Raw genomic sequence first — 21,532 nt, forward strand, 5'->3', positions numbered from 1 at the left:
TTGGAGACACACCATGCCACAGTTTTTTATTAACCGCCCAGTATTTGCATGGGTGATAGCCCTCTTTATCGTACTGATTGGTGTCATCTCGATTCCGCAATTACCTATCTCTCGCTACCCTTCGGTTGCCCCCGTGTCCGTGAGCATTTATGCCGCTTATCCAGGCGCCACGCCACAGACACTTAATGACTCTGTGATAAGCCTTGTCGAGCGTGAACTATCGGGGGTAAAAAACCTACTGTACTTTGAATCATCAGTTGACAGCTCAGGAAGTGCACAAATTACCGCCACCTTCAAACCGGGCACAGATGCGGAACTTGCCCAAGTTGATGTGCAAAATCGCATTAAGACAGTCGAACCACGCTTACCTCAAGTAGTACGGCAGAGCGGTCTGCAGGTTGAGTCGGCGGCATCGAGCTTTCTGATGATGATTGGCATGACGTCACCTAATGGTCAATTTGACGAAGTCGCGCTAAACGACTATTTGGCGCGAAATGTTGTTGAGGAACTACGTCGAATCAACGGTGTAGGACGAGTGCAATTATTTGGTGCAGAGCAAGCCATGCGTGTCTGGGTTGACCCCAATAAACTCACCGCCTATGGCCTGACAATGAACGATCTCGCTCTGGCGATTGAACAGCAGAACGCACAAATCGCCCCTGGCCGACTCGGTGATGAACCAGCCTTGTCAGGACAACGCCTAACAGTCCCATTGACCGTACAAGGACAACTGACCACACCCGAGGAGTTCGCCGCAATTGTCCTACGTTCCAGTGTCGATGGCGCCAAATTGGTGTTGGCTGATGTGGCTAGAGTTGAGCTGGGCGCTCAGTCCTATGGTTTTTCGAACCGTGAGAATGGCGTAACGGCAACCAGTGCCGCAATTCAACTATCCCCAGGCGCCAACGCCGTTCGCACCGCTTCAGCAGTGCGAGAAAGCTTAGCCGAACTAGCAACCAGCATGCCCTCAGGCATGAGCTATTCGGTGCCCTTCGACACCGCGCCCTTCGTCAAAGTGTCTATCGAAAAAGTAATCTATACCCTGTTTGAAGCTATGGTCTTAGTGTTTCTGGTCATGTTCCTGTTCTTGCAGAAGCTGCGCTACACGCTAATTCCAGCCATCGTTGCTCCCATCGCATTGCTCGGAACCTTTGCCGTAATGTTGCTGGCGGGTTTTTCAATAAATTCGCTGACTATGTTTGGCATGGTATTGGCCATTGGCATTATTGTTGACGACGCTATTGTAGTGGTTGAAAACGTGGAACGGCTGATGGCGACCCAAGGATTATCCCCCAAAGAAGCAACCTCACGGGCGATGAAGGAAATTACCGGTGCGGTAATTGGTATAACCTTAGTACTAACGGCGGTGTTTATTCCCATGGCCTTTGGTAGCGGATCGGTGGGTGTTATCTACCAACAATTTAGTTTGTCTATGGCGGTGTCAATCCTAATTTCGGCCTTCCTCGCCCTGTCTTTAACTCCAGCCCTATGTTCAACACTACTGCGTCCGGTCAGTGCAGATCACCAACACAAAAGCGGATTTTTTGGTGCTTTTAACCGCGCCTTCGAACGCTTGACGGATCGTTACAGTGCACGGTTAGTATACTTGGTAGGGCGTAGTGGGCGGATGATGGCGGCATTTGCAGTGATCTGCGCTGTACTCGTATTAGCGGTTAAGGAATTACCTTCGTCCTTCCTACCCGACGAAGATCAAGGCTACTTCATGACCTCCATCCAATTACCCACAGGCGCAACGAGCGAACGTACACTGGAAGTGGTTAAAAAATATGAAGCGCACGTTGCTACTCGCCCAGCATTGGATGCCAACATGGTAGTACAGGGCTTTAGCTTTGCAGGCTCAGGCCCAAACGCCGCCATGGCTTTCACTATGCTCAAAGATTGGGATAAACGTAATGGTGCCACTGCGGCAGAGGAAGCAGAACTTGCACAACAAGCTATGGCAGATAACGTCGAAGGCACTGTCATGAGCCTGATGCCACCTGCCATCGACGAGCTGGGGACTTCATCAGGCTTCACTCTATACCTGCAAGATAGAGCCAACCGTGGTGAAACGGCGTTACTTGCTGCACAGGCGCAACTGCTCGAGTTAGCGGCTCAAAGCAAGGTGGTTAGCAATGTCTACCCAGATGGTTTACCGCCCGGTGAAAGCATTAACCTAGATATCAATCGACTAAAAGCCGAGGCTATGGGTCTGTCTTTCGCAGCGGTAAGCAGCACGCTTTCGGCGGCAATGGGATCTATGTATGTCAATGATTTTCCAAATAATGGACGTATGCAGCAGGTCATTCTGCAAGCGGAAGCATCTGCACGTATGCAGCTAGATGACGTACTAAGCCTGCGGGTACGTAATTCTAGCGGTGGCATGGTACCACTGCGAGAAGTCGTGACACCCAAATGGAGTGAATCGCCACAACAAATGATGCGCTTTCAAGGCTTTCCGGCAGTGCGAATTTCGGGAGGTGCTGCGCCAGGCATTTCCAGCGGAGCCTCCATGGCAGAAATGGAACGCCTAGTGGCACAGTTACCACCAGGCTATGCGATAGCGTGGACAGGGGCATCATTACAGGAGCGCCAATCGGCTGCACAGGCGCCGCTGCTGATGCTGTTATCTGCGCTTGTTGTATTTTTGGTTCTTGCTGCACTGTACGAGAGCTGGTCGATTCCGCTATCGGTAATGCTGGTAGTACCGCTGGGACTCATAGGAGCCGTGGCAGCGGTTATGCTACGAGGCATGCCTAATGACGTGTTTTTCAAGGTGGGGATGATTACCATCATTGGCTTATCGGCGAAAAACGCCATACTTATCGTCGAATTTGCCCGCCAATTACACGCCGAGGGACACAGTTTGGTCGATGCAGCAGTAACCGCTGCACAGCTGCGTCTGCGTCCAATCTTGATGACTTCGCTAGCTTTCACCCTTGGCGTCGTCCCATTGATGCTTGCAAGCGGCGCGAGTGCAGAAACTCAACACGCTATCGGCACCGGCGTTTTCGGCGGTATGCTTAGCGGAACCATACTAGCAATATTCTTTGTTCCAATCTTTTTTGTCTTTGTCATCGGCGGCCAAGAACGTTTTTATATCTGGCTAAGTCGACGTAAGACGACCAAAACAGCCAAAGGGTAAACGCAATGACATTTATAAAAGTACAACTATCTAACGTCTCTTTGGTTCAGTAACAGCCTTCGCAAATAGGCTCAACTCCTGCTTCTTGAAAATTCAATAAGTATTAAAATAATCAGCCCCTTGTTTTTAAATCAAGGGGCTGATTTTTATCGCTAATTATTCAAAAGGCTTAGAGCATCATACCTGACGGTAGTGATCCTGCATTTGATAGGACCTAGCATAGAGCGCGAAGATGACCGCCGCCAAGATCGCAAATCCCGCGAAGAAGAACATTTGGAATGCCGTCACACTCATCCCGGTTTGGACGATTTGTTCCGTCACCGCAGGGCTTTTTACGCTCACATTGGCGAGTAATACCCAAAGGTTACCGACGGTAACCGATAAGGTCCAAAAACTCATAATCGTACCCTTCATCGCCTTAGGTGCTTGGCTGTAGGCAAATTCTAAACCCGTCGCCGAAACTAATACTTCACCAAAAGTCAGTAAGGCATAAGGTAAGATCTGCCAGAAGATAGACAACGCCGAGCCACCGTCCATCATCAACTGAATCGTCCCAACCACAATCCAGCTTAAGCCAGTTATCGCGATCCCCGCCCCCATTTTACGCAGCGCAGTTAATTTAACGCCCATACGCTCAATAGCAGGATATAACACGAAGTTATTGAATGGGATCAACAGCATCACTAGCAGCGGGTTTAATGCCTGCATCATCGCAGGTTCAAACCATGAAGGTTTGACCATATCGTTAGCCTGCAAAATCCAAGTCGACGCCTTTTGATCGAATAAGGACCAAAATGGCGTCACTAAGGCGAACAACACTAAAATACGCAGCACAGAACGTACGCCATCCACGGCCGCATCAGGGTGAACTCCCCTAGCGCGCTCAAGCTGCAATGAAGCCCCAATGCCAACAAATCCCATCAGCAGCACCATAGCGCTACATAAACCAGCCACAATCCCCAAGGTCGGAATATTCACCAGCGCATAAGCCGCTGAAACACCACCAATTAAGGCTAACACTAAACCGATATTAGCTTTGCCTTCGAGCTTAGTAAGCAAAGCGCTGCGGATCACAGGTAAAAATCCATGGGGATCCTTAGGCTCTGGCGGCATATGCACATAACGTTTGCGGCCTAACCAGAAAAATACCGTGGCGATAAACATCAACACACCGGGGATCCCGAAAGCCACTGCCGCGCCAAAATTTTTGAGTAACAATGGCATAGATAAGGATGCGAAGAAGGAACCGAAGTTGATCGTAAAATAGAACATATCGAAGGCTTTTTGCGCCAAAGACTTGTTGCTCTGATCAAACTGATCGCCCATAAACGAAGAAACTAAAGGCTTAATCCCGCCCGAACCTAAGGCAATTAAAAATAAGCCGGTGTAAAAGCCTTGCACACTGTGTTCAAAAATAGCCAAGAACGCATGGCCCACACAGTAAAGTAAGCTTAACCACAGAATAGTGTTGTACTTACCAAAGAATCTATCTGCAATCCAACCACCGAGTAAGGGGAAAAAATACACCCCAATCACGAACGAGTGGAACACATCCTTGGCCACAGCTCCACGAAGATCTTCGGGAATAGAGAGCAAAAGTGCCGTCATCAAGAATGGTGTTAGAATGTTGCGCATGCCATAAAAACTGAAACGCTCACACGCTTCACTGGCAATAATATAGGGTATTTGGCGTGGCCACTTTGGCGCATCAGCAGGAGTAGTCATCAGTTATCCTATTATAATTGTTATAAAAACCTTACGGCCTATGTATAAAACAAGGATTGCAGCCAAGGATACTAGCAGACTGCAAATCAATAGTGAGTAAATTTATATAGCAAAACACTGTAAGTAGATGTAAGCCCCAAAAATGATAGAAATTAACGACCACAGAGAGCAGTAACAATGACCAAGATCGCGATATTAGTCGGCACCACCCTCGGCAGCAGTGAATATATAGCAGATGAAATGCAGGCCCAGCTCACTCCATTAGGCCATGAAGTCGATACCTTTTTGAGCCCTACATTGGATGAATTGCAATCATATCCCCTTTGGATCATCGTTTCGTCAACCCATGGCGCAGGCGATCTGCCCGACAATTTGCAGCCATTTAATAAAGAACTACTGCTAAACACACCGGATCTGACCCAAGTTCAGTTCGCCTTATGCGCGATTGGCGATTCGAGTTATGACACCTTTTGCCAAGGCCCAGAAAAGTTAGTTGAAGCGCTGGAATATAGCGGTGCAAAAGTCATTGTGGATAAGATCCAGATCGATGTACAACAGGATCCAGTGCCAGAAGACCCAGCTTTAGCGTGGTTGGCACAATGGCAAGATCAAATTTAAGATCCTCTCTTGGAAAACATACCAAACCACCCACAGTTTAGATCTTATTTATCCACAAAAAACTACTTTAATGTATATTTTTGTGGATAAACTATTATTTAGATCTGATCAACCTCTGTGCTATTCACAACCTGATCTGCTTAAAGATCCCCCTTGTGGATAAATAGCCGATCTATCCCCACCTTTTCTGGCAGTAGATCTCGGATAGATCACAAGAATAAAAGCTCATTACTATTTGATATAAATAAGAAAATAAGCTTACCCACAGGAAAGAGCGATCCTAATAGTAAACATAGTAAGAAGATCTATATAAAGATCTTAAGATCTATTAGTCCCGATCCTATGGATCCACTTTCTAAAAATGATCATTCACCTCATTCAAAGCAAATGCTAAAATGATCGGCTCACGTTGGGTCTCTTAAGTTACTAAAGGTAGGGTCATGCATTTTCATGAACGGTTTGATGTTATTGTTGTAGGTGGTGGTCATGCCGGAACTGAAGCCGCATTGGCTGCAGCAAGAATGGGCTCTAAGACATTATTGCTGACGCATAATCTTGATACTTTAGGCCAAATGTCATGCAACCCTGCGATCGGCGGTATTGGCAAAGGTCATCTGGTAAAAGAAATCGATGCATTAGGCGGTGCAATGGCGATCGCAACCGACTATGCAGGGATCCAATTTAGAACCCTAAACTCGAGCAAAGGCCCAGCAGTAAGAGCGACTCGTGCTCAGGCTGATCGCGCTTTGTATCGTCAGAAGATCCAAAATATTCTGCAAAACCAAGCCAACTTACGTATTTTCCAACAAGCCGTTGATGATCTGGTTGTTGAGAATGATCGCGTAGTCGGCGTAGTGACCCAAATGGGCTTAGCCTTCGAAGCACCGGCAGTGGTCTTAACCGCGGGTACTTTCCTCAGTGGTAAGATTCACATTGGTTTAGAAAACTACAGTGGCGGTCGTGCTGGCGATCCACCATCAATCGCACTCGCCCACCGTTTACGCGAGTTGCCAATCCGTGTTGGCCGTTTAAAAACCGGTACGCCACCGCGTATCGATGCCAATACCATCGATTTTACTCAGATGACAGAGCAGAAAGGCGACACGCCATTACCTGTAATGTCGTTTATGGGCGATGTGAGCCATCATCCGAAACAAATTTCTTGTTGGATCACCCATACCAATGAAAAAACACACGATATTATTCGTGGTGGCTTAGATCGCAGCCCAATGTATTCAGGTGTGATCGAGGGGATTGGTCCACGTTACTGCCCCTCTATCGAAGACAAGATCCATCGTTTTTCAGATAAATCATCACACCAGATCTTTATCGAACCCGAAGGCTTAAACACCAACGAGATCTACCCTAACGGTATTTCCACCAGCTTGCCTTTCGATGTGCAGTTAAATCTGGTTCGTTCGATCCAAGGTATGGAAAATGCTGAGATTGTTCGCCCTGGTTATGCGATTGAGTACGATTATTTCGATCCAAGGGATCTTAAAAACTCGTTAGAAACCAAAACCATCAATGGATTGTTCTTCGCGGGCCAAATTAACGGTACCACGGGTTACGAAGAAGCCGGCGCTCAAGGTTTACTCGCGGGGATGAACGCTGCACTGCAGGTTCAGGGCAAAGAAGCTTGGTGTCCTCGCCGTGATGAAGCCTACATAGGTGTATTGGTTGACGATTTATCAACCTTAGGGACTAAAGAACCCTACCGCATGTTTACCAGCCGCGCCGAATACCGCCTATTGCTGCGTGAAGACAATGCCGATCTGCGTTTAACCGCAAAAGGTCGTGAACTGGGTCTGGTGGATGATGCGCGTTGGGCCTCTTTCAGTGAAAAAATGGAATCGATCGAGTTAGAGCTGCAACGTCTACGTAGCCAATGGATCCATCCAAATTCACCATTGGTGCCAGTGTTAAATCCGCATTTAAACACGCCGATCTCCCGTGAAGCGTCGTTTGAAGAGTTGCTGCGTCGTCCAGAAATGGATTACAACAAGTTGATGCAGATTGAAGGCTTTGGTCCAGGACTTGCCGATCCGCTCGCTGCTGAGCAGGTACAGATCCAAGTGAAATACTCTGGCTATATCCAACGTCAGCAGGAAGAGATCAACAAAGCGGTACGCAATGAGAACACTGGTCTGCCATTGAACCTTGATTACAAAGAGGTTCCAGGGCTTTCAAATGAGGTGATTGCTAAGTTAAATAGCCATAAGCCTGAAACCATTGGCCAAGCATCGCGTATCTCTGGTATCACGCCTGCAGCGATTTCAATTCTGCTGGTGCATCTGAAAAAACGCGGTTTATTACGCAAGAGCGCGTAAAAGCTAGCTTAATCGCCAGTTTGGTCGCAGAAGGGAAGCATTCAGGCTTCCCTTCGACGTTTCAGGGCTTCATAATAGCCAGCGAGTTTATCATCATATCTTTATTGAGGTTGTTCAGTGTTATCTGCCCAGTTAGAGGCCTATTTAGCCGAAATTAATCTGCCCGCCACGGCTGAGCAGAAAAAACAACTGCTTGATTTTGTTGGCATGCTCAACAAATGGAATAAAGCCTATAACTTAACCTCGGTAAGAGATCCTGAGGCGATGCTTGTCCGTCATATTATGGACAGCTTAGTGGTGTCGCCCCATTTGCAGGGCGAGCGCTTTATCGATGTAGGTACTGGCCCTGGGTTGCCTGGCATTCCCTTAGCGATTATGAATCCAGATAAAACCTTTGTGCTGCTCGATAGCTTAGGCAAGCGCATCCGTTTTCAAAAGCAAGTGGCCTTTGAGCTCGGGATCCACAATATTAGTTCGATAGAAAGCCGAGTCGAGGCCTATCAACCCGAGCAAAAGTTCGATGGAGTGCTCAGCCGCGCCTTTGCCTCAATCCATGATATGTTGACATGGTGTCATCATTTGCCTGCCGAGCATGGACAATTTTATGCGCTCAAGGGACAACTGAGTGATGAAGAGATGCAACAAATCCCCGCAGGATTTGTGGTGACCGAAACCATCGAACTCCAAGTGCCTAGACTCGATGAGCAAAGACATTTACTCAAAATAATCAAAGAATAACAGGCTTAAAGCTCCTCATTTCGCATGGATTTTTAAGTAGGCAATAAACCAGAATTTACATACAGGGTGACATTGTGGGTAAAGTAATTGCCGTGGCCAACCAGAAAGGTGGCGTAGGGAAAACAACAACTTGTGTCAACTTAGCCGCCTCTTTAGCCGCGACTAAGCGTAAAGTGCTGCTGATCGATCTCGATCCTCAGGGCAATGCCACCATGGGCAGCGGTGTCGATAAATACGAAGTCGAAAACACGGCTTACGAATTGCTGGTTGAAGAAAAGCCCTTCGATGAGATCGTGGTCAAAGACACCACGGGGAAATACGATCTGATTGCCAGTAATGGCGATGTGACCGCGGCAGAAATTAAACTCATGGAGTTTTTTGCCCGTGAAGTGAGGTTACGTAATGCGCTCGCACCAATAAAAGATCAATACGATTATATTTTTATCGATTGCCCGCCTTCGCTCAACATGTTGACGGTGAATGCCATGTCGGCAGCGGATTCCGTGTTGGTGCCAATGCAGTGTGAGTATTTTGCTCTGGAAGGCTTAACCGCCTTGATTGATACCATCACCAAATTAGCGGCGGTGGTGAATCCTGGTTTGGGGATTGAAGGGATTTTGCGGACCATGTACGACCCGCGTAATCGCCTGTCGAATGATGTGTCCGATCAGCTAAAACAGCATTTTGGTGATAAGGTTTACCGCACTGTGATCCCACGTAATGTGCGTTTGGCCGAGGCGCCGAGCTTTGGTGCTCCTGCCATGTACTACGATAAATCGAGTGCGGGGGCTAAGGCATATTTAGCGTTAGCGGGCGAGATGATCCGCCGTTCCGAACAGAAAACTCAGGCTAAGCGAGCGTAAAGGATAACCATGACGTTAAAGAAAAGAGGGTTAGGCAAAGGCTTAGATGCTTTACTGAGTAACAGCCACGCCGCGAGTAAAAAACACACGGAAGAAGTGGTTGTTGTCGATAAAAAAGAAGAACTTATTCATCTGGATCTGGACCTGCTACAACCGGGTAAATACCAACCTCGTAAGGACATGTCTCCCGAGGCGTTAGAAGAACTCGCCCATTCCATCCGCAATCAAGGCATTATTCAGCCGATTGTGGTGCGTCCTGTCAGCGATAGCCAGTATGAAATCATCGCCGGTGAGCGCCGTTGGCGCGCTTCCCAATTGGCGGGTGTCGAAAAAATCCCTTGTATCGTTAAACCAGTTCCCGATGAAGCGGCGGTCGCCATTGCGTTGATTGAAAACATTCAACGTGAAGACTTAAATGCCATGGAAGAAGCCATTGCATTACAACGTTTGATGCAAGAATTTGAGCTGACTCACCAACAGGTTGCCGATGTTGTGGGAAAATCTCGCGCGAGTGTATCTAATTTGTTACGGCTAAACGGTTTAAATGAACCGGTTAAGCGTTTACTCGAGTATGGCGACATTGATATGGGCCATGCACGCGCTTTGCTCGCAATTGAGGGTGAAGAACAAACAAATCTGGCGAGATTAGTGGCTGCCAAGGAATTAACCGTTCGGGAAACTGAACGATTGATTAATCAAACCTTAAATCCGCCCAAACCCGTCGAAACTACGACTAAAGATCAAGATGTTTGTCGTTTAGAGCAGCAGTTAATTGAAAGATTAGGTGCCAAGGTTTCGATCGCTCATAGCAGTAAGGGTAAGGGTAAAATTGTAATTAACTATCAGAATCTGGCTGAATTAGACGGAATTCTTAGCAAAATTCGTTAATGTCTGTAGATTAACAGTTTTTAATGTAAATTTGTGACATATGTTAATTTTGAGTTTTGACTGTTTTGGCGCTATATCACGTTAAAAGTGCTGTTTTTCCTTATCTCAAAGTTGCAATGAAGGCGTGAAAAGGTATACTTTCGCAAGCTTTTTGTGCATCGACAAAAATACGGATATTTGTCATCCGGTCATCGAAACAAAAAGTATGAATGCGGAGAGGATGAGTTGAGTAAGGTTTTAGCGCGTCGTGGCCGGTGGTCAGCCTATAAATTGGTGATGATGCAGGCGGCGGTGGCTGGGGGTGCTTCAATTCTCTTTTTCGTCGTGTGGGGAGTTCAGTTTGGCTATTCTGCGTTAGCAGGTGGTTCAATTGCTGTGCTCCCTAATTTTGTATTCGCGACCCTCGCTTTCTCTCATACGGGAGCAAGTTCAGCTGCAAAAGTGATTAAAACTTTTTACTGGGGGGAAGCGGTAAAGTTGCTGTTAACCATCGCAATGTTTTCATTGGTGTTTAGCAAGCTTGAGGTGGCATTTTTGCCGCTTTTTGTTTGTTATGTGCTGACGTTGATAGTGCATTGGACAGCACCTTTATACTTCAAGCAAAGTTAAGTGGGATGAATCATGGCTGCAACTGGTGAAGCGTTAACACCGCAGGGCTATATCCAGCATCACCTTACCAACTTACACGTTGGTGAAGGTTTCTGGACATGGCACATTGATTCGTTGTTCTTTTCGGTTGGTCTTGGTGTTCTGTTCCTGTGGATTTTCCGTAGTGTTGGTAAAAAAGCGACTTCAGGTGTTCCCGGTAAGCTGCAATGCTTTATCGAGATGATCGTTGAGTTCGTTGATAACAGCGTGAAAGAAAGTTTTCATGGCCGCAATGCCCTGATCGCGCCTTTAGCTCTGACCATTTTTGTATGGGTATTCATGATGAACTTCATGGATATGCTTCCTGTTGACTGGCTGCCTTGGTTAGCAAGTTTAGCGGGCGTTCCATACTTGAAAGTGGTTCCGACAACTGACGTAAACATCACCTTCAGCTTAGCTATTGGTGTGTTTGTGCTGATTATTTACTACAGCATTAAGGTCAAAGGCGTGTCTGGTTTTGTTAAAGAACTGACGCTACAGCCCTTTAACCATAAGGCAATGATACCCGTCAACCTCCTATTAGAGACAGTTACTTTAGTTGCTAAGCCAATTTCATTGGCATTGCGTCTATTCGGTAACTTGTACGCAGGTGAGTTGATCTTCATCCTTATTGCGCTGATGTATGGTACCAACTTGTTATTATCTTCCCTAGGTGTGACTCTGCAACTAGGTTGGTTAATTTTCCACATTTTGGTTATCACGCTGCAGGCGTTTATCTTCATGATGTTGACCATTGTTTACTTAAGCATGGCCCATGAAGATCATTAAGGATTGCTGAAGAAATTTTAAACTAAATCATCAACTAATTAGATTTAGATTTTAGATACTGGAGATACAGATGGAAACGATTTTAGGCATGACAGCTATCGCTGTTGCTCTGCTGATTGGTATGGGTGCTCTTGGTACTGCAATCGGTTTCGGCTTATTAGGTGGCAAGTTCCTGGAAGGCGCTGCGCGTCAACCAGAAATGGCTCCTATGCTGCAAGTTAAAATGTTCATCGTAGCGGGTCTGTTAGACGCCGTAACAATGATCGGTGTTGGTATCGCATTATTCATGCTGTTCACCAACCCACTGGGTGCAATGCTGTAAGAAAACGCTTCTGTCTTAACTCTAAATAGGAGGCTGTTGTGAATTTCAACGCTACCCTAATCGGTCAGACGGTCGCCTTTATCATCTTCGTGTGGTTCTGCATGAAGTTTGTATGGCCCCCTTTGATGAATGCCATCGAAGCGCGCCAAAAAAGGATTGCTGACGGTCTAGCTGATGCTGATCGTGCGGTAAAAGACCTAGAGTTGGCTCAAGCGAAAGCGACTGACCAACTAAAAGAAGCCAAGGTGACTGCTAACGAAATTATTGAGCAAGCTAACAAGCGTAAAGCTCAAATAGTTGAAGAAGCTAAAGCCGAAGCAGACGCTGAGCGTGCAAAAATCATCGCTCAGGGTAAAGCAGAAATTGAAGCTGAACGTAATCGCGTGAAAGAGGATCTGCGTAAGCAGGTTGCTACTCTTGCCATCATGGGTGCTGAGAAGATCCTTGAGCGTTCTATTGATCCAGCCGCCCACAGTGACATAGTTAATAAACTAGTCGCTGAAATTTGATAAGGGAGTTTGAGTTATGGCTGAATTAACCACCATCGCTCGCCCTTACGCAAAGGCAGCTTTTGACGTTGCTGTTGAACACAATGCAGTGGATACCTGGGCAGAAATGCTCACGTTCGCCGCACTGGTTAGTGAAAACGAAACCATGCAGCCACTGCTAACTGGTTCTTTAGCCAGTACTAAACTTGCTGCACTCTTTATTAGTGTGTGTGGTGAGCAAATCAATGAGCAAGGTCAGAACTTGATAAAGGTAATGGCTGAAAACGGTCGCTTAAAGGTACTACCTGCTGTATCTGAGCTTTTTGCTCAATACCGTAATGAGTGGGCAAAAGAAGTGGAAGCCGATGTGGTTTCTGCAGCTGAGCTCAGCTCTGAACAACAGCAGCAGATCAGTAATTCTTTAGAGAAACGTCTCGCACGCAAAGTTAAGCTGAATTGCAGCACTGACGCCGCGCTCATCGCCGGTGTAATTATTAAGGCAGGTGACTTAGTCATTGATGGCTCTGTCCGCGGTAAGTTATCGCGTCTGTCTGAAAAGCTGCAGTCGTAATTGGGAGTTTGAGCATGCAACTGAATTCCACTGAAATCAGCGATCTGATTAAGCAGCGGATCGAGCAGTTCGAAGTCGTTAGCGAATCTCGTAACGAAGGTACTATCGTTGCGGTAAGTGACGGCATTATCCGCATCCACGGCCTGGCCGATGTGATGCAAGGTGAAATGATCGAACTGCCTGGTAGCCGTTTTGCAATCGCGTTGAACCTTGAACGTGATTCTGTCGGTGCCGTAGTAATGGGTCCTTATGCTGATTTAGCAGAGGGCGTAAAAGTTAAAACTACTGGCCGTATTCTGGAAGTTCCAGTCGGTCGCGGCCTGTTAGGCCGTGTAGTTAACACTCTGGGTGAGCCAATTGACGGAAAAGGCGCTATCGATAACGATGGTTTCTCTCCTGTTGAAGTGATCGCACCAGGTGTTATCGAGCGTAAGTCAGTAGATCAACCAGTTCAAACTGGTTATAAAGCCGTTGACGCTATGATCCCAATCGGTCGTGGCCAACGTGAATTGATCATTGGCGACCGTCAAACTGGTAAAACAGCGATGGCGATCGACGCAATCATCAACCAGCGCGATTCTGGCATCAAATGCGTGTACGTAGCAGTAGGCCAAAAGGCTTCTACTATCGCTAACGTAGTACGCAAGCTAGAAGAGCACGGTGCATTAGCTAACACTATCGTTGTAGTCGCAACAGCTTCTGAAGCTGCAGCACTGCAATACTTAGCACCATACTCTGGTTGTGCTATGGGTGAATACTTCCGCGACCGCGGTGAAGATGCTCTGATCGTATACGATGACCTGTCTAAGCAAGCTGTTGCTTACCGTCAGATCTCGTTACTGCTTAAGCGTCCACCAGGCCGTGAAGCTTATCCTGGTGACGTATTCTATCTACACTCTCGTTTATTAGAGCGTGCTTCACGCGTAAACGAAGAATATGTAGAGAAGTTCACTAAGGGTGCTGTAACAGGTCAAACCGGTTCTTTAACCGCGCTGCCTATTATTGAAACTCAGGCGGGTGACGTATCTGCATTCGTACCGACCAACGTAATTTCTATTACTGACGGTCAGATCTTCCTTGAGACCGATCTGTTTAACTCTGGTTTACGTCCAGCGGTTAACCCAGGTATTTCTGTTTCTCGTGTTGGTGGTGCGGCTCAGACTAAGATCATCAAGAAACTGTCTGGTGGTATCCGTACCGCTCTAGCACAGTATCGTGAACTTGCTGCGTTCTCACAGTTTGCATCTGACTTAGACGATGCAACTCGTGCTCAACTTGAGCATGGTGTGCGTGTTACCGAACTGATGAAGCAAAAACAATATGCTCCTATGAGCGTAGCCGCTCAAGCTGTGTCAATTTTCGCAGCTGAAAAAGGTTACCTGAAGGGCGTTGAGCTGAAAAAAGTTGGTGATTTCGAAGCCGCTCTGCTCTCGTACATGAACAGCGAGCATGCTGCTTTAATCAAGCTTATCAACGAGACTGGCGATTATAACGCCGATATCGAAGCTGAATTAAAAGCTGGCCTCGACAAGTTCGTAGCAACCCAAACCTGGTAACAATGATAGAGGTGTCTTAAGGCACCTCAGGTCCAGATTGGAGAGTAGAGATGGCCGGCGCTAAAGAGATTAAAACCAAGATCGCGAGTGTGAAAAACACTCAGAAGATCACGTCCGCCATGGAAATGGTGGCAGCCAGCAAAATGCGCAGAGCGCAGGAACGCATGGCTGCAAGCCGTCCATACGCGGAAAGCATGCGTAAGGTGATCGGTCACGTAGCGCAAGGTTCTCTCGAGTATAAACACCCCTACTTAGAGGTGAGAGAGGCCAAGCGGGTTGGTTACATTGTTGTAGCAACCGACCGTGGCCTTTGTGGTGGTCTGAACGTCAACCTCTTTAAAAAGGTTGTTTCAGACGTGAAAAGCTGGAAAGAGCAAGGTGCAGAATTTGAATTTTGCCCAATTGGTGCTCGTAGTGTGCAGTTTTTCAAAAGCTTTGGCGGTCAAGTATCTGCCCATGCTTCAGGTTTAGGCGATGCGCCAAAGCTCGCTGACCTGATCGGGACAGTACGTGTAATGCTAGATGCTTACAACGAAGGCAAACTGGATCGTCTGTACGTAGTGTTCAACAAGTTTGTAAACACTATGACGCAGACTCCTGTGATCGAGCAGCTGCTACCTTTGCCTAAATCGGAAGATGATGAGGTTGCTCATCGTTGGGACTACATCTACGAGCCAGATCCAAAAGCCCTTTTGGATACCTTATTGGTTCGTTATGTAGAATCTCAGGTTTACCAAGGTGTTGTTGAAAACATTGCTTCTGAACAGGCTGCCCGTATGGTGGCGATGAAGGCGGCAACAGACAACGCGGGTACACTGATTGACGATTTGCAATTGGTCTATAACAAGGCTCGTCAGGCTGCGATTACGCAGGAACTGTCGGAAATTGTTTCTGGTGCCTCTGCGGTTTAGGTTAGGTAACGAATACAAGTTTTAGAGGATTAATCATGAGCACAGGTACTGTTGTCCAAGTGATTGGCGCGGTTGTGGACGTAGAGTTTCCACAAGATGCCGTACCTCAGGTATATGACGCTCTGAAGATCACAGGTGAAGGCTCCTGTAATGGTTTGGTGCTGGAAGTTCAGCAACAACTAGGTGGTGGTGTAGTTCGTACCATCGCTATGGGTACTTCTGATGGTCTGCGTCGTGGTCTTGAGGTAGTAAACTCAGGTTCACCTATTTCTGTTCCTGTTGGTACTGCCACGCTTGGCCGTATCATGAACGTATTAGGCGACCCTATTGATGAAGCTGGCGCAATTGGCGAAGAAGAACGTTATGTGATTCACCGCAGCGCTCCTTCATACGAAGAGCAATCAAACACGACTGAACTGTTAGAGACTGGTATCAAGGTTATCGACCTTGTATGTCCATTCGCTAAGGGTGGTAAAGTAGGTCTGTTCGGTGGTGCGGGTGTTGGTAAGACAGTTAACATGATGGAACTGATTAACAACATCGCTAAAGCTCACTCAGGTCTTTCTGTATTCGCCGGTGTAGGTGAGCGTACTCGTGAGGGTAACGACTTCTACTACGAGATGAAGGATTCTGGCGTTCTCGACAAAGTAGCCATGGTTTATGGTCAAATGAACGAGCCACCAGGAAACCGTCTGCGTGTAGCACTGACCGGTCTGACTATGGCTGAAAAATTCCGTGACGAAGGTCGTGACGTTCTGTTGTTCGTTGACAACATCTACCGTTACACCCTAGCCGGTACTGAAGTATCAGCACTGTTAGGTCGTATGCCTTCTGCAGTAGGTTACCAACCCACTCTGGCTGAAGAAATGGGCGTTCTGCAAGAGCGTATTACTTCAACTAAGACTGGTTCTATTACCTCTGTACAAGCGGTATACGTACCTGCGGACGACTTGACTGACCCGTCACCAGCAACAACCTTCGCTCACTTAGATGCGACTGTTGTATTGTCACGTCAAATCGCTTCTCTGGGTATTTACCCAGCGGTTGACCCACTGGATTCGACTTCTCGTCAATTAGATCCATTAGTGGTTGGTCAAGAGCACTATGACGTAGCTAACGGTGTACAAACTGTTCTGCAACGCTACAAAGAGCTGAAAGACATTATTGCGATTCTCGGTATGGACGAACTGTCAGACGAAGACAAGATGACCGTTGCCCGTGCACGTAAGATTGAGCGTTTCTTGTCTCAGCCTTTCCACGTAGCAGAAGTCTTTACTGGTTCTCCTGGTAAGTACGTATCTCTGAAAGACACTATCCGTGGCTTCAAGGGAATTCTGAGTGGCGAGTTCGACCACATTCCAGAACAAGCGTTCTACATGGTTGGTTCTATCGACGAAGCTGTCGAGAAAGCTAACAAAAAGAAATAACTAAGTAGTCATACTTAGTTTTTTAAGGAGAACGGGATGGCAGCCATGACAGTACAGCTTGATATAGTAAGCGCAGAGAGCAGCATCTTCTCAGGTCGCGTAGCTAGCCTACAAGTGACCGGTTCTGAAGGTGAGTTGGGCATCATGCATGGCCACGCTCCACTGTTAAGCTATATCAAACCTGGCATGGCGCGCATCGTCAAACAAGACGGCAGCGAAGAAGTGTTTTATCTTTCTGGTGGTTTACTGGAAGTGCAACCTTCTTCTGTTTCTGTGTTGGCTGATGTGGTTATGCGTGCCAAAGATATTGATGAGCAGGCAGCATTAGAAGCCAAGCGTCGTGCAGAAGCCCATATGGCGACTGCGGGTGCGGACTTCAATTATGACGCCGCTATGGTTGAGTTAGCGAAAGCAATGGCTCAATTACGTGTTGTTGAAACCATCAAGAAAAACATTGCCAGATAAAGGTTATTGTTTGTGATAAAAGGCGGTTATCGAAAGATACCCGCCTTTTTTGTTGGTTTTTTCGCTGCGTTTTGATATCTGCCTTTCGCTTTGCTGTGCCTTTCCGTTAAAATTGTGTCATAAAATCGAGCTCAGTTTATCCCTTTGGGATGTTAATCAAGGATATGGCAATGGCATTAAATGTAGTGATCTTAGCGGCAGGAAAAGGAACTCGCATGCGCTCGGATCTTCCCAAGGTATTACATCCTATCGCCCACAAGAGCATGGTGCAGCATGTTATCGATACCGCCCACAGTATCGGCAGCGATGCCATTCAATTGGTGTACGGCTATGGCGCCGACAAATTAAAATCGGCTTTGGGTGAGCAGCAACTCAATTGGATGTTGCAAGCCGAGCAGTTAGGCACTGGCCATGCGGTCGCTCAAGCGATTCCGAATATCGATGATAATGACACTGTGCTGATCCTTTACGGTGATGTGCCATTAATCCAAGCCTCTACGCTTGAAGCTTTGCTTGCTGCGCGTCCAGATAATGGTGTAGCGATTTTAACCGTCAATCTAACCAATCCAACTGGCTATGGCCGTATTGTGCGCGAGCAAGGCAAGGTTGTCGGTATCGTCGAGCAAAAGGATGCCAATGCTGAGCAGTTAGCCATCAATGAAATCAACACAGGCATTATGGCTGTGCCGGGCAAGGCATTAAAAACCTGGCTTGGCCGTTTATCGAATAACAATGCTCAGGGTGAATACTATCTCACTGATATTATCGCCATGGCCCACGCCGACGGGGTTGAAATTAATACTGCTCAGCCACAGTCTGCTATCGAAGTGGAAGGCGCTAATAACCGCGTGCAACTTGCACAACTTGAGCGCGCCTATCAGGCCCGCGAAGCCGAAAAGCTGATGATTGCTGGCGCAAACCTACGTGACCCAAGCCGTATCGATATCCGTGGTGAAGTGACGGTCGGTATGGATGTAATGGTCGATGTGAACGTAGTTTTCGAAGGCAAAGTGGTGATTGGTAATAACGTTAGCATCGGCGCTGGCGCAATTCTTATCGATTGTGAAATTGCCGATAATGCCGAGATCAAACCTTACTCTATTATCGAAGGCGCTAAGCTAGGCGTTGCCGCCAGTGCCGGGCCTTTTGCCCGTTTACGCCCAGGTGCTGAGTTAATGCAGGATGCCCATATCGGTAACTTCGTTGAGATGAAAAAAGCCGTTTTAGGTGTGGGTTCTAAGGCGGGTCACTTAGCCTATTTAGGCGATGCGCAAATCGGTGCGGGCGTGAATATTGGTGCGGGCACTATTACCTGTAATTACGATGGTGCCAATAAACACCTAACCGTGATTGAAGATAATGTGTTTGTGGGAAGTGATACTCAGCTGGTGGCGCCAGTGACCATTGGTAAAGGCGCGACGCTGGGTGCAGGGTCAACAATTACCCGTGACGTGGGTGAGGATGAGCTGGTGATCACCCGTGTTAAGCAAAAACACCTGACTGGCTGGCAACGTCCGGTAAAGATTAAGAAATAACGGCGCTGTACTCAGTCGATATAAAGCGGCTTATTGCCGCTTTATGTTTTTTTGTCAAAGCTAAAAATCCTCTCTAAATAAAAAATGGATAAATTAATGTTGATTTAATGCTGAGATGTTATGGCTAATCCATTGTTTTTATTGAAAGTTGTTATAGATCACGCTGAATTGTAAATTCGTGTAAAGATGATTAAATAAAAACAATTCTTATTTATATTGCCTGCAATTCTAAGACGAAAGGTCTACTTGAGGTGTTGGCAATGGTATTTAAATATTCAGTTGTAGGTTTGGCTGTAGGGTCTGCATTAATGGCGATGCCTGTTATGGCCGAAGCGCCAAACGATGCAAACATTGAGCGCATTAATGTCACTGGCCGTACATTTAACGACTACAAAGTCGGCAGTGCATCCGGTGCTATGCGTGGTGATATTGATTTAATGGATACACCACAATCCGTGAATGTTATCCCTGACTTTGTCACCGACGAGCAATTAGCGACTAACCTTGCGGAAGTCTTAGTAAACGATTCAAGTGTGACAGCGGGAACCCAGCGTTGGAACCGCCAAGTCTTCAGTATTCGTGGTTTTGAATTAGATTCAGGCAACGGTTATCTGATCAACGGCCACCAGCAATGGTCCCACTACGTTCAACCTATCGAAACCTTACAACAAGTCGAAGTGCTGAAAGGTCCTTCGAGTATGTTGTATGGCCAATCTGGCCCCGGCGGTTTGGTGAATATGGTCACCAAGAAGCCGACCTATGATTCAATGCTCGATTTAGGTTTTGATACTGATGGCTACGGCTCTACCCGTGCTCAGTTAGATGCGGGTGGCAGCTTAAACGAGGCTCAAAGCATTCGTTACCGCGGTGTGTTAGTCAAACAAGACACTAAATACTGGCGTGAATATTCAACGACCGATGAAAACCAAGAGCGTGATCGTTGGTTAGGTTATTTGAACCTAGAATTCGATATCAGTGATGATCTGTTATTGTCGCTGAAATACGACCATACCCAAGATAAAACCGGTATTGATGCGGGCGGTTGGTTAGATAAACAAGGCAATGTTGTTGGTCAACGTAAAACCATCTGGGATGCGCCCTGGGCCTTTACCGATAATACTGTTTCAAATTTAGGTGCTGATCTGACTTGGCAAATGACTGACGACTGGAAAGTTAAAGTCGGTTACAACGATCAACAATTTAATCGCCAACGTTTCGATTCAGCTCCGGTTTATTCGGCAGATCCCTTCACCAAGGGGTATAGTATCAAGCCTTTTGATCGATATGACGATTGGCAGCATAAAACTGCTTATGTTGATTTTACGGGTGAGTTTGAATTAGCAGGCTTGGAACATCAATTCCTTATTGGTGCCAACTATTTAGATTACTTCTACCAGCAACAAATCGCCCGTGGTGCAGCGCAAACCGTTATTCCTGGTCAGCCAGTGATTCAACCGGATCTTGATTACCATACAGGTAAGAAAGGCACTCCAAATGAATACAAATACTACGGTTTCTATCTGCAAGATTTAATGACCATCAACGAACAATGGAAATTGCTTGCAGGTGTACGTTATGACGAGCAGAAAAAAGATGGATTTGGTGAAAATAGCTATGCCGTATCGCCTAAATTTGGGGTGATCTATTCACCAATGACTAATGGCAGCATATACGTTAACTACTCTAAGAGCTTTACACCGCAAGGTGGTATTACCGACCCTCTAAATGTTAATCATGACACTAACCTCAAACCAGAATATGGCATTCAATATGAAGTGGGGACTAAGTGGGAACTATTTGACGATAGCTTGTTATTAACGGCTGCGGTATTTGATGTCACGCTGGAGAATATCTCTATCAATGAGGTGCTGACAGCAAGTGACCCACGAAGTGAAGATGGAAAATACACTTCAATCACTACCCAAGGCGGTGAGCAAAAGCACCGTGGTTTTGAAATGGGTGCCCAAGGCAAAATTGGAGATAGCTGGTTTGTGACTTCATCTATGATGTATTTAGATGCTGAATATCAGACGGGTGATGCTCGCGAAGGTAAAACGCCTATCGATGCCCCTGAATGGTCGGCCAATATCTGGACTCGTTATGAAGTGACGGATAACTTTGCGATGAACTTCGGTGCTATCTATGTTGGCGAGCGTTTTGCTAACCTGGATAACACTATCAGTAAAGACGGTTATGTTCGCTTCGATATCGGTGCTGCCTATACTATGGATATTATGGGTAAAGACGTTAGCATCCGCGCGAACGTGAGAAACCTATTTGATACTGAATACTTAGATGGTGGTAGCGATAAGATGGTTACTATCGGCCAAGATCGTAACTTCAGTGTGGCGCTTGAAGCTAAGTTCTAATTTCACTTTCTACGCTTAAGTTTTAGCTCGCTTAAAGCAGTTCATCGATAGGTGAACTGCTTTTTTATTATTTTTCATAAAGTTAATTAATCCAATTTAAAAGCTACCCATCTTGATTCGAAATTATCTTTCGAATACTAGCAAAAATGTTTCGTTTCTTTATAA

At 46.6% G+C, this 21,532-nt stretch carries 18 protein-coding genes; 17 read left to right on the plus strand and 1 reads right to left on the minus strand.

Going from position 1 to position 21,532, the window contains the following annotated elements:
- The first annotated feature begins 13 nt into the window (after positions 1 to 13).
- The gene (locus SHD_RS04550) at positions 14 to 3,145 is read left to right on the plus strand and encodes a multidrug efflux RND transporter permease subunit (RefSeq protein ID WP_023266053.1); all 3,132 of its coding nucleotides are present in this window, start codon (positions 14 to 16) and stop codon (positions 3,143 to 3,145) included.
- Positions 3,146 to 3,322: 177 nt separating this feature from the next.
- Here the strand turns inward: SHD_RS04550 and SHD_RS04555 are convergent, their stop codons facing one another.
- On the minus strand, positions 3,323 to 4,870 hold the full coding sequence (locus SHD_RS04555) for a POT family MFS transporter (protein WP_023266054.1): 1,548 nt from the start codon (positions 4,868 to 4,870) through the stop codon (positions 3,323 to 3,325).
- A gap of 177 nt (positions 4,871 to 5,047) precedes the next feature.
- On the opposite strand from SHD_RS04555, the gene mioC reads away from it, so the two are divergent.
- From mioC to SHD_RS04635, 16 genes are all read left to right on the plus strand, one after another.
- Positions 5,048 to 5,488 carry an FMN-binding protein MioC gene (mioC, locus tag SHD_RS04560; RefSeq protein ID WP_011715300.1) on the plus strand — a complete coding sequence of 147 codons (441 nt, stop codon included), beginning with the start codon at positions 5,048 to 5,050 and terminating at the stop codon, positions 5,486 to 5,488.
- A gap of 440 nt (positions 5,489 to 5,928) precedes the next feature.
- Positions 5,929 to 7,818, plus strand: coding sequence for a tRNA uridine-5-carboxymethylaminomethyl(34) synthesis enzyme MnmG (gene mnmG / locus SHD_RS04565; RefSeq protein ID WP_023266055.1), 1,890 nt, complete (start codon positions 5,929 to 5,931; stop codon positions 7,816 to 7,818).
- Between the two features lie 117 nt (positions 7,819 to 7,935).
- Positions 7,936 to 8,556, plus strand: coding sequence for a 16S rRNA (guanine(527)-N(7))-methyltransferase RsmG (gene rsmG, locus SHD_RS04570; protein ID WP_023266056.1), 621 nt, complete (start codon positions 7,936 to 7,938; stop codon positions 8,554 to 8,556).
- 74 nt (positions 8,557 to 8,630) lie between these two features.
- A complete protein-coding gene (locus tag SHD_RS04575; protein ID WP_011718840.1) occupies positions 8,631 to 9,419 on the plus strand; it encodes a ParA family protein in 789 nt (262 codons plus the stop codon).
- Between the two features lie 9 nt (positions 9,420 to 9,428).
- Positions 9,429 to 10,307, plus strand: coding sequence for a ParB/RepB/Spo0J family partition protein (locus tag SHD_RS04580; RefSeq protein WP_011718839.1), 879 nt, complete (start codon positions 9,429 to 9,431; stop codon positions 10,305 to 10,307).
- Positions 10,308 to 10,532: 225 nt separating this feature from the next.
- The gene (locus SHD_RS04585) at positions 10,533 to 10,916 is read left to right on the plus strand and encodes an ATP synthase subunit I (RefSeq protein WP_011718838.1); all 384 of its coding nucleotides are present in this window, start codon (positions 10,533 to 10,535) and stop codon (positions 10,914 to 10,916) included.
- Positions 10,917 to 10,928: 12 nt separating this feature from the next.
- Positions 10,929 to 11,723, plus strand: a complete 795-nt coding sequence (gene atpB, locus SHD_RS04590; protein ID WP_023266058.1) for a F0F1 ATP synthase subunit A — start codon at positions 10,929 to 10,931, stop codon at positions 11,721 to 11,723.
- Between the two features lie 70 nt (positions 11,724 to 11,793).
- Complete coding sequence (gene atpE, locus SHD_RS04595) at positions 11,794 to 12,045, plus strand: F0F1 ATP synthase subunit C (RefSeq protein WP_006083840.1); 252 nt, start codon at positions 11,794 to 11,796, stop codon at positions 12,043 to 12,045.
- A gap of 38 nt (positions 12,046 to 12,083) precedes the next feature.
- Complete coding sequence (gene atpF / locus SHD_RS04600; protein ID WP_011624650.1) at positions 12,084 to 12,554, plus strand: F0F1 ATP synthase subunit B; 471 nt, start codon at positions 12,084 to 12,086, stop codon at positions 12,552 to 12,554.
- A 16-nt stretch (positions 12,555 to 12,570) separates the two neighbouring features.
- Positions 12,571 to 13,104 (plus strand): F0F1 ATP synthase subunit delta, encoded by a 534-nt coding sequence (atpH, locus tag SHD_RS04605; protein WP_011718835.1) that lies wholly within the window; start codon positions 12,571 to 12,573, stop codon positions 13,102 to 13,104.
- Between the two features lie 14 nt (positions 13,105 to 13,118).
- Complete coding sequence (atpA, locus tag SHD_RS04610) at positions 13,119 to 14,660, plus strand: F0F1 ATP synthase subunit alpha (protein ID WP_011718834.1); 1,542 nt, start codon at positions 13,119 to 13,121, stop codon at positions 14,658 to 14,660.
- Positions 14,661 to 14,710: 50 nt separating this feature from the next.
- The gene (gene atpG, locus SHD_RS04615; RefSeq protein WP_011718833.1) at positions 14,711 to 15,571 is read left to right on the plus strand and encodes a F0F1 ATP synthase subunit gamma; all 861 of its coding nucleotides are present in this window, start codon (positions 14,711 to 14,713) and stop codon (positions 15,569 to 15,571) included.
- Between the two features lie 35 nt (positions 15,572 to 15,606).
- Positions 15,607 to 16,998 carry a F0F1 ATP synthase subunit beta gene (gene atpD, locus SHD_RS04620; protein WP_023266060.1) on the plus strand — a complete coding sequence of 464 codons (1,392 nt, stop codon included), beginning with the start codon at positions 15,607 to 15,609 and terminating at the stop codon, positions 16,996 to 16,998.
- 36 nt (positions 16,999 to 17,034) lie between these two features.
- The gene (locus SHD_RS04625) at positions 17,035 to 17,463 is read left to right on the plus strand and encodes a F0F1 ATP synthase subunit epsilon (RefSeq protein WP_011624645.1); all 429 of its coding nucleotides are present in this window, start codon (positions 17,035 to 17,037) and stop codon (positions 17,461 to 17,463) included.
- A 170-nt stretch (positions 17,464 to 17,633) separates the two neighbouring features.
- Positions 17,634 to 18,998 (plus strand): bifunctional UDP-N-acetylglucosamine diphosphorylase/glucosamine-1-phosphate N-acetyltransferase GlmU, encoded by a 1,365-nt coding sequence (gene glmU, locus SHD_RS04630; RefSeq protein WP_039977549.1) that lies wholly within the window; start codon positions 17,634 to 17,636, stop codon positions 18,996 to 18,998.
- A gap of 260 nt (positions 18,999 to 19,258) precedes the next feature.
- On the plus strand, positions 19,259 to 21,367 hold the full coding sequence (locus SHD_RS04635) for a TonB-dependent receptor (protein WP_023266062.1): 2,109 nt from the start codon (positions 19,259 to 19,261) through the stop codon (positions 21,365 to 21,367).
- The last annotated feature ends 165 nt before the right edge of the window (positions 21,368 to 21,532 follow it).

The organism is Shewanella decolorationis S12 (assembly GCF_000485795.1).
Classification (GTDB): Bacteria; Pseudomonadota; Gammaproteobacteria; order Enterobacterales; family Shewanellaceae; genus Shewanella; species Shewanella decolorationis.